Raw genomic sequence first — 15,451 nt, 5'->3', positions numbered from 1 at the left:
TAGCTCTATGCCTCCGCTGCCGCCGTAAACTCGCCCTACGGGCTCAAACAGTACGGCTGCTTGACGCTCCATTTCACCAAGAGCCACGACGCTTCAGGGAAAGTCGTTCTCTTCGGCTCTCTGTAACTGCTATAGATAGAGGATTGACGGGCCGGCAGGCTTGACTTGACTGAAAACGGGTATTCTGTATAATAGCGGTTCACTTTTGCCGGGGAAGGGTCACACCATGGCCGTGGAAAAATTCGAAACATCCCTGAAGAAGCTGGAAGAGGTGGTGAAGAAACTCGAAGGGGGAGAGCTCTCTCTTGAGGACTCCCTCAAGGCTTTCGAGGAAGGGGTCAAGCAGGCCGCATTCTGTAACAGGAAGCTCAATGAGGCGGAACAGCGGGTGGAGATGCTCCTCAAGCAGAAGGACGGGAGTTTCGGGAAGGTGCCGTTCACGCTGGACGACGAATAATAGCTGCCTATAGTGAGGGGCGAGTGCCCCGTGGAGCGAATGTGCCCGAGATCCAGCCGGTGTAGGCGAAATGGAGCTAAGCCGGCCGATTCTGTTTGAGCCCGTCAGGGCGAGTTGGTCGGCCGGCGCGAATGAGCCGTACAGCGGTGGATTGAGGGGACTCTGAGCGGAACGGGGTACTCACCCCTCACGGATTTTAGAAAGAGAGAGAACCATGGACCTCAAGTCATATCTGAAAGAGCGCTGCCGGTTGGTGGACGAGGCGCTGGACCGTTATCTTCCCCGGGAGGACGAACTGCCGTCTTCCCTTCACCGCTCCATGCGTTATTCGGTGTTTGCGGGGGGGAAGAGGGTGCGGCCGATTCTCATGCTGGCCGCCTGTGAAGCTGCGGGAGGAACCATTGACCAGGCGATGCCTGCAGCCTGCGCCATGGAGATGATCCATACCTATTCCCTTATTCATGACGACCTTCCTGCCATGGACGACGACGATTTTCGGCGCGGCAACCCGACCAACCACAAGGTGTTCGGGGAGGCAACCGCGATCCTGGCCGGCGATGCGCTCCTGACCGAGGCGTTCATCCTCCTCAGCAATCCGGAATCTGGCGCCGATCTCCCTCCCCGGGAGCGGTTGGCGGTTATCCAGGAGATTGCCCGTTGTGCAGGGTCCCGCGGCATGGTCGGCGGCCAAGTAGTGGACATGGAGAGCGAGGGGAAGAAGGAGATCGACCTGCCGACGGTCCAGTACATCCACACCCACAAGACGGGTGCCCTCATCAAGGCATCCGTCAAGGCCGGTGCCATCCTCGGCGGTGCCGGCGAGGCGGAGGTTGCGGCTTTCACCCGGTATGGAGAGACGATCGGCCTTGCCTTCCAGATTGCCGACGACATCCTCGATATCGAGGGGACCACGGAGGAGATCGGCAAGGACGCCGGAAGCGATGAGGCTCGGGGGAAGGCGACCTATCCCGCGGTGGTCGGACTGGCGGAATCCAAGCGGCGGGCCGCCGAACTGACCGACATGGCCCTGGCCGCCCTCGATTTGTTTGACGCCAAGGCCGATCCCCTGCGGGAGATTGCGAAATACATCGTGTACCGGAAATCGTGATGGCACCAGTTCTGGAAAAAATCAACGGTCCCGAGGATCTGAAGAAGCTTGCCGGCAGGGAACTGGTAACGCTGGCGGAGGAGTTGCGCCAGGAGATAATCGCTACCTGCGCCACCAACGGCGGTCACCTGGCGCCGAGCCTCGGCGTGGTGGAGTTGACCATTGCCCTGCACCGGGTGTTCTCGTCTCCCCAGGACAAGATCGTCTGGGACGTGGGGCACCAGGCCTATGCCCACAAGCTCCTGACCGGCCGCCGCGAGCGCTTCCGCACCCTCCGGACCCTGGGCGGAATAAGCGGTTTTCCCAAACGGGCCGAATCGGTGCACGACGCCTTCGACGTGGGGCACTCTTCCACCTCCATCTCCGCCGCTCTCGGCCTCGCCGTAGCCCGTGACCTGCGGCGGGACCGCAACAAGGTCATCGCCGTCATCGGCGACGGCTCCATGACCGGCGGCATTGCCTACGAGGGGCTCAACCACGCCGGGCACCTGAACAAGGACCTGGTGGTGATCCTCAACGACAACGAGATGTCCATCGCGGAGAACGTGGGGGCGCTCTCCAATTTCCTCTCCCGCACCATCACCAGCGAATTCGTTCACAAGATCAAGAAGGACGTGGAAGGTTTCCTGGAGGGACTCGACGGGCTTGGCCGCAATGTGTTGCAAGTGGCGAAGCGGGCCGAGGAGTCCCTCAAGGGGCTGTTCACGCCGGGGATGCTCTTCGAGGCCTTCGGTTTCGAGTACATCGGTCCCATCGACGGCCACGACCTCGACCTCCTGCAGGAGACCCTGGAAAGGGTGAAGCGGTTCGACGATGCCGTCCTGATCCACGTGCTGACCAAGAAGGGAAAGGGATACCGTCCCGCCGAGGAGAACCCTTCCCTGTTCCACGGCGTCGGTCCCTTCGAGATCGCCACTGGCAAGGTCATCAAGGGGAAGGGGGGAGCCGCTTCCTATACGGGGATATTCGGCGAGACGATAAAGAAGATAGCCGCCGAGGACGACAAGGTGTGCGCCATCACCGCGGCCATGCCCGACGGTACCGGGCTGACCCCCTTCGCCAAGGAATTCCCCACCCGCTTTTTCGATGTGGGGATCGCCGAGCAGCATGGTGTCACCTTCGCCGCCGGTCTTGCCGCCGAGGGGTACACGCCGGTCTTTGCCGTCTACTCGTCGTTTCTCCAGCGTGCCTACGACCAGGTGTTCCATGACGTCTGCCTGCAGAACCTGCCAGTGGTCTTTGCCATCGACCGGGCCGGGGTTGTGGGGAGCGACGGACCGACCCACCATGGCGTGTTCGACCTCTCCTATCTCCGTTCTCTCCCCAATCTGACCATCATGGCCCCCAAGGACGAGAACGAACTACAGCACATGCTCCAGACGGCCATCGACCTGGGGACGCCGGCGGCGGTCCGCTATCCCCGGGGGAACGGATACGGTGTTCCCCTCGATCAGAATTTTCATGCCCTTCCCGTCGGCAGAGGGGAAGTGTTGCGGGACGGCAAGGACGGGACGATCATTGCACTCGGTACCATGGTCATGCCGGCACTGGAAGCCGCCACCATCCTTGCTGGGGAAGGGATCGAGATGACGGTGGCGAACGCCCGTTTCGTCAAGCCGCTGGACCGGGAACTGATCATCTCCCTGGCCGGCAGGAATTGCCCGCTGTTCACCGTGGAGGAGAACGCGCTCCAGGGGGGCTTCGGCACGGCGGTTCTCGAGCTTCTCGCGGATGAAGGGTTTGCCGATATTGCGGTCACGCGCCTTGGTTTTCCGGACCAGTTCATCGAGCAGGGGGAACAACCGGAACTGCGCGCTTGCTACGGACTCGACGCGCAAGGGATAGCCGCCCGGGTTCGGGAGAAGATACACGGGTGAAGCAGGGGATACCCGGGTTTTCCCTTCGGAACGCCCGGCTATTTCGAAACCATGTTAGAGTACTTCCATGACCTACGCAGAACTTACCCAGGCACTTGCGCTGTTCGACCTCCCCCAGCGGGTAACCCTCCGCGCGATCAAGAGCCGTCACCGCGAGCTGGTAAGGCGCTACCACCCCGACAGGGGAGAGGTGAATGACCCGGAACGAATCCGGTCGATCAATGCCGCCTACAAGATCATTCGCGACTACGTGGAGAACTACTGCTATTCCTTTGCCGAGGAGGAGTTCTACGAACAGAACCCCGAGGAACGGCTCCGCCAGCAGTTTGCCGATGCACCGTTGTGGGGGAGCAGGTAGTTACATGGCGTCCCTTTTCCTGAAACGGTTTTTCTTCCCTTCCCTTGCTTTTCTGACCTTCATCGCTACGGCCTTGCCCGTCTTCGCCAACGATCCCATCCTTCATAATGATTATGCCCTTACGCTGCTTGAACAGGGAGAGTATGAAAAGGGGCTCGATCAGCTGCAGAAGGCTTTCAGCCTCAATCCCTACGACCAGAACCTGCGGAAAAACCTTGCCGAGGCATACACCTGTGTGGGGATGAGGCAGATGGAACGGAAACTTTACGATGCGGCGGCCGAATATTTCGACCATGCTCGGGAACTGTTGCCTGAATCACCCCGTTACGCTATCCTCCGCGGTATCGCCCTGCATGCCGCCAAGCGTTATGAGGGGGCAATTTATGAACTCGAACGGGCCCGCTCGCTGGGCGGCGCGTCTCCCGAGCTCTACTACCATCTTGGAAGGGCGTACTACGACAGCGATAATCTGACCCTTGCCCTTGAGATGTGGGAAAAGGCGCTAGAGCTGGACCCTTCCCGGGCCGCCATCAGGGAGCTGGCGGATAAGACCCGGCGTGAGCTGGCACTGGAGACCCGTATGGACAAGGGGTACAGCTCCCGGTTCTCTCTCTCCTACGATACGGAACTGAAGTCCGTGCTTGCCGGCGATATCCTCGATGTGCTGGAGACCGCGTACAACCGGGTCGGCTCCGATCTGGGATATTTCCCCGAGGCACGGGTACAGGTGCTTCTCTACACCAAAAAGGATTTCAAGGCTCTGACCGACAGCCCCGACTGGTCGGGCGGCCTCTACGACGGCAAGATCCGTATTCCGCTCGGTGGTGCAACGGGGATGACGCCTCTGCTTCGAAATGTGCTTGTCCACGAGTATACCCATGTGGTGGTTTTCGAGATGACGAAGGGAAACTGCCCCACCTGGCTTAACGAGGGGGTGGCCGAGCTGGAGGGACGGAAGGAGTTCAACCAGCCGATGGCTGAACTTGGGCGCGTGGCACGGCATGGAGGATTTTTATCCTTTCCCCTTCTGGAAAGGCCGTTCAGCACCCTGTCCGACAAACAGGTGGCGCTTGCCTACCAGCAGAGTTACGCCCTGGTTAATTTCATGGTCGCCAGGTATGGCTGGCAAAAGATACAGGAGATTCTCCGGTTACTGGGAAACGGAAAGTCTGTTTCCGATGCCATCGGAGTGGCTCTTGCCGATTATGGAGTCGATTATTCCGGTGTGGTAACTGAATGGCAGGGGAATATGAATAAAGAGTACGGCGTACGGGATCGCCCGTCTCCAGAGTGACTAGCGGGTATTTCACTGTAATTTATTATTCTTGCCGACCGGGCTGAAGTGTGTAATACTTACATAACTTTTCACGGTCCGGTGCATCCGGACATATTCCGCACGGCGAGAGTCTTCCCATGACCATACACAAACTGCAACCGGACAGCGCTATCGGCAGCCGCATCAAGCAGGTACGGCAGGCATTGGGGCTCACCCAGCAGATGTTTGCCGATTCCCTCGGAATCGTCCAGGGGTTTCTCAGCAGCATCGAGCGGGGAAAGAAGATTCCGTCCGAAACGCTGATCATCGCCCTCTGCCATTATTTCAATGTCGACCGTGAATGGCTCTGCATCGGACGCGGGGAGATGCGCCGGGTTGGAGGAGAGACCCGTTCACGGGGAGAGTCGGCGAGCGTCCCGCTCTTGCAGAAAATCTCCGAGGGGTTCCCCGCGACAATCAAAGCGGAGGATGTGGTTGAGTACATCAGGGTTCCGAAAGCAGGGGAGGGGTGCTATGCACTCATCTGTTACGGCAATTTCATGGCCCCGACCATTCTCGACGGAGACCTGGTGCTGTTCATCCCCGATATGGAACCCAAAAACGGCGACGTCGTCCTGTTGAACAATCTCTGGGGTGATGTGATCATGCGGCGTTACCGTGTCGCCGTGGGGGAGACGATCTTCTCCCCGGACAACACATCATATGCCCCCTTCAGGCCGGAGCCGAACACCAGAATCGTCGGAACGGTAGTGGATGTCTGGCGAAAGGTGATATTCTAGTTTCAATCGACCGGCAGACCGTATATTTTTCTCTCAGGAATCACATTTGTGTCTTGACAGAGGTCGTTTGCTCGGCTATAAAAGACAAAACAGGTCCTAAAGGTGCAGCGATGATGGAGTTGACCCGCAAGGGTGAATATGCGATCAGGGGAATGATCTATCTTGCACGGCAGGCACCCGGCAAGATGGCGCTCATCAGCGAAATCGCCGAGGCTACCGAGGTGCCCCCGACGTTCCTCGCGAAAATATTCCAGAATTTTGCCAAACTCGGCCTGGTCAATTCGTACCGGGGTACGGGAGGAGGCTTCATGCTGGGTCGCCCCGCCTCAAGGATCACCCTGCGGGAGGTTGTGGAGGCGGTTGAAGGACCCATCATCCCGAATCGTTGCCTGATGGGAAGCGGCGCCTGTGATTTCGACAAACAGTGCAACGTCCACCCGGTCTGGCGCCGCGTCCAGGGACAGGTCGTGCAGATACTCGAATCGGTTACCATCGAAGAATTGGCCCGGGACACGAAGTAATTTTTTTTGCCCGGATACAGGACAAAAACAGTCTTATTAGCATGCTGTAATGTAGCAAAGGTATGAATTCTTGGTTGGATTTATCCCGGAAAACGGCACGTTGCCACGAATACCAACAATTGCAGGCGATTTTTGTTTTATGGGTATGCCAGCTTGCTAAGATTCTGATTGTTCGCAAATTCGTGGCCAAATGGTTTTTCAGGTATATTCTATTCCAAGGGACGCTGATAAACGCATCACACTGAAAGAGGAGGAAGACCTATGGATGTATTAACTTTGAGCCGGCTCCAGTTTGCCGCCACGAGCGCGTTCCACTTCATTTTCGTGCCGCTCACCCTCGGACTTTCCATTCTGACCGCGTACATGGAGACGCGCTATCTGGCGACAAATGACGACATCTATCTGAGGATGACCAAGTTCTGGGGAAAACTGTTCCTGATAAACTTTGCCCTCGGTGTCGTGACCGGCATTACCATGGAGTTCCAGTTTGGCATGAACTGGGCCGAGTATTCCCGCTATGTGGGGGATATTTTCGGTGCGCCGCTGGCCATTGAGGCGACGGTGGCGTTTTTCCTCGAATCGGTGTTCATCGGGGTCTGGATTTTCGGCTGGAACAAGGTGTCGAAAAAGGTCCATGCGCTTTCTATCTGGCTGGTAGCAATCGCCACTAACCTTTCCGGGCTCTGGATCCTTCTTGCCAACGGCTGGATGCAGCATCCGGTCGGCTATGTGCTGCGGAACGGCCGAGCCGAGATGGTCGATTTCCTGGCACTGGTGACCAACCCCTATGGCCTCATCAAGTTCGGGCACCAGATCGTTTCAGGTTACACGGTGGCTGCCTTCTTCGTGATGGGAATATCCGCATGGCATCTGTTGCGCAAGAATGAGACGGAATTTTTCAAGGCGTCGTTCAGGATGGCGGCGGTTTTCGGACTGGTGTCGACCGTGCTGGTCGCGGTTATCGGCGACGTCCATGCCGTGGAAGTTGCCAAAACCCAGCCCTCCAAGTTTGCGGCCATGGAGTCGGTCTGGGAAACCCGGCGGGGGGTTGGCCTCAATCTGCTCCTGATGCCCGACCCGATCAACGAGTGCAACAGTGTTGAGCAAATCTGCATACCCAAGGCGGTCAGCATGCTTGCCTTCCATACCCCCGATGCGGAGATCAAGGGGCTGAAGGACATCCCGAAGGATGAGCGTCCACCCGTGCTGCCGGTTTTTTACAGTTTCCGGACCATGGTCGGACTTGGCACCCTTTTCATCCTCGTTTCCATCGCGGCAGTGTTTTTGTCCCGGCGTGATCTGCTGGAGAAGTATCCGCTCTTTCTCAGGCTGCTGGTGTTTCTCATCCCCCTGCCGTACCTGGCCAACCAGTTCGGCTGGATCGTGGCCGAGATGGGACGCCAGCCCTGGATCGTCTACGGTGTCCTGAAAACCTCCGATGCGGTGTCCAGGTCGGTGAGCGTTTCCCAGGTCATGGGCTCGTTGGTGGGCTTTGTTCTGCTCTACGGGTTTCTCGGCGTGATCGACATCTACCTGCTGGCGAAATTCGCCCGCAAGGGGCCGGACAATGACCTTTCGGCCATCATCAAACCACGCGGTCAGGAGGCATAACATGGAATTTCAGATTATCTGGTTCGTGCTCTGGGGGGTCCTCTGGGGTGTCTATTTCATGCTCGACGGTTTCGTCATGGGCGCTGGCATCCTGCACAACGTGCTCGGCACCACAGACGGTGAGAAGCGGGTCATGATAAATACCATCGGCCCGGTCTGGGATGGCAACGAGGTCTGGCTCGTCACCGCCGGTGGCGCGACGTTCGCCGCTTTTCCGACCACCTATGCCCTCATGTTCAGTTATCTCTACACGGCCCTGCTGCTGCTTCTCTTCGCCCTCATTGTCCGCGGAGTATCCTACGAGTTCCGTGGCAAGGAGGATGGCGATGGCTGGAAAAAGGGGTGGGACCTGGCGATCATGGTCGGCAATTTCCTTCCGGCGCTCCTGTTCGGTGTCGCCTTTGGCAATATTTTCGCCGGTCTTCCCATGGATGCCGCCGGTTACCACGGTTCGCTCCTGTACCTGCTCAACCCCTACGGCCTGTTGACCGGCGTATTGTTCGTCCTTCTCTTCCTCGTCCATGGTGCCCTCTACTTGGCGGTCAAGACGACCGGCGACCTGAGCAGCCGGGCCCGGGCGACCGCGGCCAGGATCTGGCCGGCCCTCCTTGTGGTGGCGGTGGCCTTCCTGGCGTACACAAGATTCGCTACGCGGCTCTACGACAACTATCTCGCCACCCCCTTTCTCTTCGTCGTGCCGCTTTGCGCCGTAGCCGCACTTCTCGGCATCAGGCTGTTTCTCGTCAAGGGAAAACCGCTCATTGCCTTCGCCGCTTCTTGCCTGACGATTCTCCTGGTTGTGGGGACAGGGTTGGTGGGGCTTTTCCCCAACCTCATCCCGTCCAATCTCGATCCTGCGTACAGCCTGACCATAGTCAACTCGTCCTCAAGCCTCTATACTTTGAAGATAATGACGGTCGTGGCGTTTATCTTCGTCCCCATCGTGATCGCCTACAAAATCTGGGTGTACCGGGTTTTTCGCGGGACCGTCAGCATCGACGAGGTGATGGCCGACAAACAGGCCTATTGAAAACGGCAGAACAAGTTTGCCTCATGCTCCATTGCTTCACAGGCCCATGTGCCGGCAGGTCCACGAAAGGACGCCGGTTCATGGGCTTTTCTTGCGGTTCTGGGAATTTGTTTGTTTAGTTGAGCTTTTGCCCAGGTGTGGTTAAATTATAGTTGTTTAACAAAACATGCTGTCAAGGAGGTCGCTATGAGATGGGAGCGTTGGGTCGGTGCGGTCATGACATTGTTTGTTGCCAGTGGCATAGCCTGGGGGGCGGATGATCTGCTGAAGCAGTCCCAGGTGATGTTTAAGCCGATACCCCCCTCGGCTCCCGCGCTTAAAGGGAACAAGCAGACGCCGGCGAAGCTTCTGCTCGGCAAGATGCTCTATTTCGATCCGCGCCTTTCCTCATCCAATCTCATCAGCTGCAACACGTGCCACAACGTCGGTCTCGGAGGAGGCGACCTTCAGGAAACCTCAGTCGGACATGGCTGGCAGAAGGGGCCTCGCAATGCGCCGACTGTTCTTAATGCGGTGTTCAATGTTGCCCAGTTCTGGGACGGCCGCGCCAAGGACCTGATGGAGCAGGCCAAGGGACCGGTGCAGGCATCGGTGGAGATGAACAACAAACCGGAACGGGTCGTAGAGACCCTCAAGAGCATTCCCGAGTATGTGGCCCTCTTCACCAAGGCTTTTCCCGACCAGAAGGACCCGTTGACTTTCGATAATATGGCAAAGGCCATCGAGGTGTTCGAAGCGACCCTTCTCACCCCCGATGCACCGTTCGACCGTTATCTCAAGGGTGACCGGAAGGCTCTTGGTGCCAGGGAACAGGAAGGGCTCCGGCTCTTCATTGACAAGGGTTGCGGTGCGTGTCATAACGGTGTGAATGTTGGTGGTGGCGGATATTTCCCCTTCGGTCTCGTGGAGAAACCGGCCGGAGAGATACGGCCGGTTGCGGATACGGGGCGTTTTAAAGTCACCCACACGGCCAGCGATGAATATGTCTTCAGGTCTCCCCCCCTCCGGAACATCAACCTTACCCCACCCTATTTCCATTCCGGGAAGGTCTGGAAGCTAGATGAGGCGGTGGCGATCATGGGGTCGTCTCAACTCGGCATCAAGTTGAACGATGACGAGGTGGGCAAAATCGTGGCTTTCCTCGGTACCCTGACCGGTCGTCAGCCGAAGGTGGAATATCCGATCCTCCCTCCCAATGGCCCGACGACTCCCCGGCCGCTCCTCCAGTGAGCTGAGAAGCCCGTTCCGTACACGGTCGAATGAGCTGTGCCGAGCGCGTACGGAACGGGTGATGATTTTGGCGGCATTTCACCTCAACCACTTCTGAAATGTCCCGGCCATCGAAACGCAAATAAGTGCTTGCATTTTCTGTCATCCCATGCTAGAAACTATCCTACATGTTACTGTTCACTAAAAGTGAGCTCCTCCGGCTCGCTTTTTTTTATGGGAAAAATCGTCATGAGCAAAGTTGATGTGGCAACCAGGGTTACGGATTTGGCCCAGTCACTCCTTGCCTCCCAAGGGCTTGAGCTTGTGGAGCTTGAGTACAAGAAGGAGGGGCGCGACATGGTTCTGCGCCTCTTCATCGACAGGGAGGGTGGCGTGAACCTTGATGACTGCGCCTCGGTCAGCAGGGAGTTGTCGGAGCTTCTTGACGTGGAAGACGTGATTCCGGGGCACTACAGCCTGGAGGTTTCTTCACCCGGCCTCAACCGCCCCCTGAAAAAGCCGGAGGACTACGAGCGTTACAGGGGAAGGCTCATCAAGGTCAGGACCTACGATCTCCTGGCGGACGACGGCGGGAACCATCGCAAGACCTTTCTTGGCGAGCTGCTTGGGCTGGAAGACGGGATGATCCGTATTCGGCTTAACGAAGGGCAGACCGCAGCCATCCCCCTCGACAAGGTGGCCAAGGCCAACCTGGAATTTGAATTTTAGACAAACATCACTTACGAAAGAATCAAGGAGACAGGACCGTGGAGACGAATTTCAATCTCAAGCATACCATCGATCAGATCGTCAAGGAGAAGGGTATTGACAAGGCGATCGTGCTGGAAGCTCTGGAACAGGCCGTTTTGACGGCAGCCAATAAGAAATTCCGCAACACCCGCGACCTGGAAGCCCACTATAACGAAGAAGCGGGTGAGGTTGAGCTGTTCGAGTTCGTCACCGTGGTTGACGAAGTGCAGGATTCCTATAAGGAGATCGACCTGGACGAGGCCCGCGAGATCGACTCCGAGGTGCAGGTCGGCGATTCTCTCGGGATGAAAATGGATGCCAGCGGTTTTTCCCGCATTGCGGCCCAGACCGCCAAGCAGGTCATTATCCAGAGGGTCCGGGAGGCGGAGCGGGAGACGATCTTCAACGAATTCCGGGACCGGGTCGGCGAACTGATCAATGGCGTGGTGCGTCGTTTCGAGAAGGGGGAGCTGATCGTCGATCTCGGCCGTGCCGAAGCGGTACTCTCCCACAAAGAGCAGGCTCCTCGCGAGGTCTACCGCCAGGGTGACCGGATCAAAGCACTTATCACCGATCTCCGCATGACCACCAAGGGACCCCAGATACTCCTTTCCCGTAGCCATCCCAACGTCCTTGCCAAGATGTTCGAAGCGGAAGTGCCGGAGATTGCCGAAGGGATCGTGGAGGTCATGGGGGTCGTGCGGGAGCCGGGGAGCCGTTCCAAGATTGCCGTCTACTCCCATGACTCGGACGTCGATCCGGTCGGCGCCTGCGTCGGGATGCGGGGAAGCCGGGTGCAGAACGTGGTCTCCGAACTGCGGGGGGAAAAAATCGACATCATCCCCTGGTCGGAAGACGTGGCCCGCTTTGCCTGTAACGCCCTGGCTCCGGCTGTGGTGACCAAGGTGTACGTGGATGACGAGAACCGGGCCATGGAGATCATCGTCGCCGATGACCAGCTTTCCCTCGCCATCGGCAAGCGGGGTCAGAATGTCCGTCTTGCTGCCAGGCTGACCGGCTGGCGGATCGACATCAAGAGCGAAACCAGGGCTGCCGAAGCCGAACTCCAGCAGTACGCCTCCTTTGATGGTGCTGCTGTCGAGGAAGAGGAAGAGCAGGAAGCTGCTTCTGGCGAGGCTGTTGAAGTTACGGAAGTTGCCGGGGAGCAGGCGGAAGAGTAACTGATGAACGAAACCGGTCCCCAGAGGAGTTGCATCGGCTGTCGTACCGTGCGGGACAAGCGTGATCTGTTGCGCTTCGTGCTTGCCCCGGACCGGATGCTGGTGCCGGATTTGCAGGGGAAGCTTCCGGGGCGCGGCGCTTACACCTGCATGAGCAAATCCTGTCTGCTGACGGCAGCGACCAGAAATCAATTCTCCCGGGTTTTCAAGGGGGAAGCCCGTTTCGGTTCGCCGTCTGAACTGGTGGATATGGTGACGACCCGTCTGGAAGAACGGATCGGGGCGTACCTGGCTCTTGCCAACAAGGCGGGTAAGGTGGCGTCTGGCACGGACAACGTACTGGCTCTGCTGAAACGGAAGGCTCCCGGGCTGGTATTTATTGCCGACGACCTGTCGCCGGACAGCAGAGAGAAGATTGCCCGCCAGGCGGAACATGCGGGGGTCGAACTCTGCGTCATGTTTCCCAAGGAACGGCTGGGTCAATTGCTCGGTAAGGAACTGCGGGGCGTGGTGGCGATTGAGCAGGGTGGCTTCATCGCACCAATGAGGAACGAGTTGAACAGGTACAGGAATTTCTTGGAGGGGGGCGCGCATACATGACTAAAATCCGCGTACATGAACTGGCTCAGCAGCTGGGGATAGACAACAAGGAGCTTATGGCCAAGCTGCAGGCCATGGGAATCGAGGTGAAGAGCCATATGTCGGTTATTGAAGAAGCGGATGCCAATAAACTCAAGGTCCCTCCGACCGTAAAAGAGGTTTCCAAGGAAGAGGTGAGGGTGACGACGACGCTCATCAGACGGCGTGCCAAGGTCGTTGAAGCACCTGCTCCGGAACCGGTTGCGGTGGAAGTTGCACCTGCCAAGGAAGAGCCTGCCGTTGAGATTGCTCAACCGGCGCCTGTCGTGGTTGCCGTCGAGCCGAAAGCGCCTCCCGCACCAGTCGTCGAACCTGAACAGCCGAAAGCTGAGCCTGTTGTGGAACCCGTGGCGGAACAACCGCTGGATAAGCCGACCGCTAATCGGGCAAAGATCCTCGGTCATGTGGAAATCCCCGGGCTGAAACCTGCCGAGAAACCGCACGAGCGGCGCGAATACCAGCACGCCCCTGCTGCCGGGCGTCCTGCTCCCGGCAGTCGGCCTGCTCCGGGTGCCCGTCCTTCTGCTCCCGGTGCTCGCCCGATGCCAGGCGGTCGTCCCGATCGTGGTCCCGCTGACAGGGGAGCTGCCGGAGGGGCACCAGGGAGGCCGACAGCGCCTGCGCCGGTGGAAATGCCCGGAAACGGTGGTGACCGCAAGAAAGGGCGTAAAGGGAAAGACGCACCGGTATCCGATGCCGCGAAGGGTGCGAAAAAGAGCGTGCCGACTGCCAAAAAGAAGGATACCTTTTCCAGGGTAGATGTCATTGAGAAACGGGAGCGGGTTTTCGAGCCCGGGTTCCGCCCCGGCAAAGGGAAGCGGCGGGAAAAGGAGCGCGCTCCCGAGGGGAGAAAGACCGAAATTACCACCCCCAAGGCCATAAAGCGGATTATCAAGATCTCAGAAACCATTACCGTGGGTGAACTGGCGAAACGGATGGGGGTGAAGGCGAACGACCTGATCCGCGTCCTGATGAAAATGGGGTTGATGGCGACCATTAACCACCCCCTCGATATGGATACCGCAACACTCCTTGCCACCGAGTTCGGTTACGAGATAGAGAACGTAGCGATCGATCTGGACGAGATGATGGAAACGACCCCCGATGCGCCGGAAAGCCTGGTGAAACGGCCTCCTGTGGTGACTATCATGGGGCACGTCGATCACGGCAAGACCTCGCTTCTCGACGCCATCCGCGAAGCAAATGTCATTGCCGGCGAAGCGGGCGGAATTACCCAGCACATCGGTGCCTATGACGTGGAGCTCAACGGGCGCAAGATTACCTTCCTCGACACTCCGGGTCATGAAGCATTCACCGCTATGCGGGCTCGCGGAGCCAAGGTCACCGATATCGTCATCCTTGTGGTGGCGGCGGACGACGGGGTCATGCCCCAGACCCGCGAGGCGATCAACCACTCCAAGGCAGCTGGGGTGCCGATCATTGTCGCCATCAACAAGGTCGACAAGCCCGAGGCCAAGCCGGAGCGGGTCAAGCAGGAACTGACCGAGCACGGCCTGGTATCGGAAGAGTGGGGTGGCGACACGACGATGGTTGAAGTGTCGGCAAAAAAACGGCTCAACCTGGAAGAATTGCTGGAAATGGTCCTCCTCCAGGCCGACGTGATGGATCTCAAGGCGAACCCCGACAAGGAGGCGCGTGGCACCATCGTTGAGGCCAAGCTGGACAAGGGACGCGGGCCGGTTGCGACCGTCCTGGTTCAGGAAGGGACTCTGAAGCTGGGAGATTACTGCGTGGTCGGCATCCATTCCGGCCGGGTTCGCGCCATGCAGAACGACCGGGGGGATAAGGTTATCGAAGCCGGCCCCGCTATGCCGGTCGAAGTGATCGGCCTTTCCGGTGTTCCCGATGCCGGCGATATTTTCGTTGCCATGAAGGACGAGAAGCAGGCGAAAGAGATTGCGACCCTGCGGCAGATAAAACAGCGGGAGGTGGAGCTGGCCAAACACAGCAAGCTTTCGCTGGAGCAGCTCTACGAGAAGATCCAAAAGGGAGAGGTCAAGGACCTCAACGTCATCGTCAAAGGGGACGTGCAGGGTTCGGTGGAAGCGGTCGGCGAGTCGCTGCGCAAGCTCTCCACCGACGCGGTGCGGCTCAATGTCCTCCATTCCGCGGTCGGCGCGGTTACCGAAACCGACGTCAACCTGGCCACTGCCTCCAACGCCATTATCATCGGCTTCAATGTACGGCCAGAAGTGAAGGCGCAGGGACTTGCCGAGAAGGAAGGAGTCGATATCCGGCTCTACAACGTCATTTACGATGCGGTTGAGGACGTTAAAAAAGCGATGGAAGGCCTGCTGGAGCCAACCTTGCGGGAAAAATACCTGGGAAGAGCCGAGATTCGGGAGACCTTCTCCGTACCGAAAGTCGGCATGGTCGCCGGCTGTTACGTCCAGGACGGCAAGGTGCTCCGCAACGCCCAGGTCCGCCTGCTACGGGACAATGTGGTCATCTACCAGGGGAAAATGTCCAGCCTGCGTCGTTTCAAGGACGACGTGAAGGAGGTTGCAACCGGCTACGAATGCGGTATCGGCCTGGAGAACTACAACGATCTCAAGATCGGCGACATCATTGAGGCCTTCGAAATCGAGAAGGTCGCGACAAAACTGTAACTGCCGGGACGAGGGACCAGGGATC

At 58.3% G+C, this 15,451-nt stretch carries 14 protein-coding genes; all 14 read left to right on the top strand.

Annotation, left to right across the window (positions count from 1 at the left end; all coding sequences use genetic code 11):
• Positions 1 to 226 precede the first annotated feature (226 nt).
• The 14 genes from LDN04_RS14380 to infB all read left to right on the top strand — a co-directional run bounded on the left by LDN04_RS14380 (position 227) and on the right by infB (position 15,426).
• On the top strand, positions 227 to 457 hold the full coding sequence (locus tag LDN04_RS14380; RefSeq protein WP_223912034.1) for an exodeoxyribonuclease VII small subunit: 231 nt from the start codon (positions 227 to 229) through the stop codon (positions 455 to 457).
• Between the two features lie 214 nt (positions 458 to 671).
• Positions 672 to 1,565 (top strand): polyprenyl synthetase family protein, encoded by an 894-nt coding sequence (locus tag LDN04_RS14375; protein WP_223912031.1) that lies wholly within the window; start codon positions 672 to 674, stop codon positions 1,563 to 1,565.
• Entirely contained in the window at positions 1,565 to 3,442 is a 1,878-nt protein-coding gene (gene dxs, locus LDN04_RS14370; protein WP_223912028.1) for a 1-deoxy-D-xylulose-5-phosphate synthase, read from the top strand. Before LDN04_RS14375 ends, dxs begins: the two co-directional genes overlap by 1 nt.
• 67 nt (positions 3,443 to 3,509) lie before the next feature.
• The gene (locus LDN04_RS14365) at positions 3,510 to 3,800 is read left to right on the top strand and encodes a DnaJ family molecular chaperone (RefSeq protein WP_223912026.1); all 291 of its coding nucleotides are present in this window, start codon (positions 3,510 to 3,512) and stop codon (positions 3,798 to 3,800) included.
• Between the two features lie 4 nt (positions 3,801 to 3,804).
• Complete coding sequence (locus LDN04_RS14360) at positions 3,805 to 5,094, top strand: peptidase MA family metallohydrolase (RefSeq protein ID WP_223912023.1); 1,290 nt, start codon at positions 3,805 to 3,807, stop codon at positions 5,092 to 5,094.
• A gap of 119 nt (positions 5,095 to 5,213) precedes the next feature.
• Positions 5,214 to 5,855: a LexA family transcriptional regulator gene (locus tag LDN04_RS14355; RefSeq protein ID WP_223912020.1), complete on the top strand. Its 642-nt coding sequence runs from the start codon at positions 5,214 to 5,216 to the stop codon at positions 5,853 to 5,855.
• A gap of 110 nt (positions 5,856 to 5,965) precedes the next feature.
• Positions 5,966 to 6,376: an Rrf2 family transcriptional regulator gene (locus LDN04_RS14350; RefSeq protein WP_223912018.1), complete on the top strand. Its 411-nt coding sequence runs from the start codon at positions 5,966 to 5,968 to the stop codon at positions 6,374 to 6,376.
• A gap of 261 nt (positions 6,377 to 6,637) precedes the next feature.
• A complete protein-coding gene (locus tag LDN04_RS14345; RefSeq protein WP_223912015.1) occupies positions 6,638 to 7,987 on the top strand; it encodes a cytochrome ubiquinol oxidase subunit I in 1,350 nt (449 codons plus the stop codon).
• A 1-nt stretch (position 7,988) separates the two neighbouring features.
• Positions 7,989 to 9,017, top strand: coding sequence for a cytochrome d ubiquinol oxidase subunit II (cydB, locus tag LDN04_RS14340; RefSeq protein ID WP_223912012.1), 1,029 nt, complete (start codon positions 7,989 to 7,991; stop codon positions 9,015 to 9,017).
• Between the two features lie 216 nt (positions 9,018 to 9,233).
• Positions 9,234 to 10,247: a cytochrome-c peroxidase gene (locus LDN04_RS14335; RefSeq protein ID WP_374045172.1), complete on the top strand. Its 1,014-nt coding sequence runs from the start codon at positions 9,234 to 9,236 to the stop codon at positions 10,245 to 10,247.
• A 228-nt stretch (positions 10,248 to 10,475) separates the two neighbouring features.
• Positions 10,476 to 10,955: a ribosome maturation factor RimP gene (rimP, locus tag LDN04_RS14330; RefSeq protein WP_223912006.1), complete on the top strand. Its 480-nt coding sequence runs from the start codon at positions 10,476 to 10,478 to the stop codon at positions 10,953 to 10,955.
• Positions 10,956 to 10,993: 38 nt separating this feature from the next.
• Positions 10,994 to 12,157: a transcription termination factor NusA gene (gene nusA / locus LDN04_RS14325; protein WP_223912003.1), complete on the top strand. Its 1,164-nt coding sequence runs from the start codon at positions 10,994 to 10,996 to the stop codon at positions 12,155 to 12,157.
• A gap of 3 nt (positions 12,158 to 12,160) precedes the next feature.
• Positions 12,161 to 12,757: a DUF448 domain-containing protein gene (locus LDN04_RS14320; RefSeq protein ID WP_223912000.1), complete on the top strand. Its 597-nt coding sequence runs from the start codon at positions 12,161 to 12,163 to the stop codon at positions 12,755 to 12,757.
• A complete protein-coding gene (gene infB, locus LDN04_RS14315; RefSeq protein WP_223911997.1) occupies positions 12,754 to 15,426 on the top strand; it encodes a translation initiation factor IF-2 in 2,673 nt (890 codons plus the stop codon). The genes LDN04_RS14320 and infB overlap by 4 nt, the downstream gene beginning before the upstream one ends.
• Positions 15,427 to 15,451 lie beyond the last annotated feature (25 nt).

This window comes from Geobacter sp. AOG1, from assembly GCF_019972315.1.
Classification (GTDB): domain Bacteria; phylum Desulfobacterota; class Desulfuromonadia; order Geobacterales; family Geobacteraceae; genus Geomobilimonas.
Note: the sequence above shows the minus strand (reverse complement) of the source record. Positions and strands in the feature narration are given on the sequence as shown.

What these genes read in the sequence shown, in the direction of transcription:
- LDN04_RS14380 (WP_223912034.1), top strand. Translation starts at nt 227, where the DNA reads ATGGCCGTGGAAAAATTCGAAACATCCCTGAAGAAGCTGGAAGAGGTG.
- LDN04_RS14375 (WP_223912031.1), top strand. Translation starts at nt 672, where the DNA reads ATGGACCTCAAGTCATATCTGAAAGAGCGCTGCCGGTTGGTGGACGAG.
- dxs (WP_223912028.1), top strand. Translation starts at nt 1,565, where the DNA reads ATGGCACCAGTTCTGGAAAAAATCAACGGTCCCGAGGATCTGAAGAAG.
- LDN04_RS14365 (WP_223912026.1), top strand. Translation starts at nt 3,510, where the DNA reads ATGACCTACGCAGAACTTACCCAGGCACTTGCGCTGTTCGACCTCCCC.
- LDN04_RS14360 (WP_223912023.1), top strand. Translation starts at nt 3,805, where the DNA reads ATGGCGTCCCTTTTCCTGAAACGGTTTTTCTTCCCTTCCCTTGCTTTT.
- LDN04_RS14355 (WP_223912020.1), top strand. Translation starts at nt 5,214, where the DNA reads ATGACCATACACAAACTGCAACCGGACAGCGCTATCGGCAGCCGCATC.
- LDN04_RS14350 (WP_223912018.1), top strand. Translation starts at nt 5,966, where the DNA reads ATGATGGAGTTGACCCGCAAGGGTGAATATGCGATCAGGGGAATGATC.
- LDN04_RS14345 (WP_223912015.1), top strand. Translation starts at nt 6,638, where the DNA reads ATGGATGTATTAACTTTGAGCCGGCTCCAGTTTGCCGCCACGAGCGCG.
- cydB (WP_223912012.1), top strand. Translation starts at nt 7,989, where the DNA reads ATGGAATTTCAGATTATCTGGTTCGTGCTCTGGGGGGTCCTCTGGGGT.
- LDN04_RS14335 (WP_374045172.1), top strand. Translation starts at nt 9,234, where the DNA reads ATGACATTGTTTGTTGCCAGTGGCATAGCCTGGGGGGCGGATGATCTG.
- rimP (WP_223912006.1), top strand. Translation starts at nt 10,476, where the DNA reads ATGAGCAAAGTTGATGTGGCAACCAGGGTTACGGATTTGGCCCAGTCA.
- LDN04_RS14320 (WP_223912000.1), top strand. Translation starts at nt 12,161, where the DNA reads ATGAACGAAACCGGTCCCCAGAGGAGTTGCATCGGCTGTCGTACCGTG.
- infB (WP_223911997.1), top strand. Translation starts at nt 12,754, where the DNA reads ATGACTAAAATCCGCGTACATGAACTGGCTCAGCAGCTGGGGATAGAC.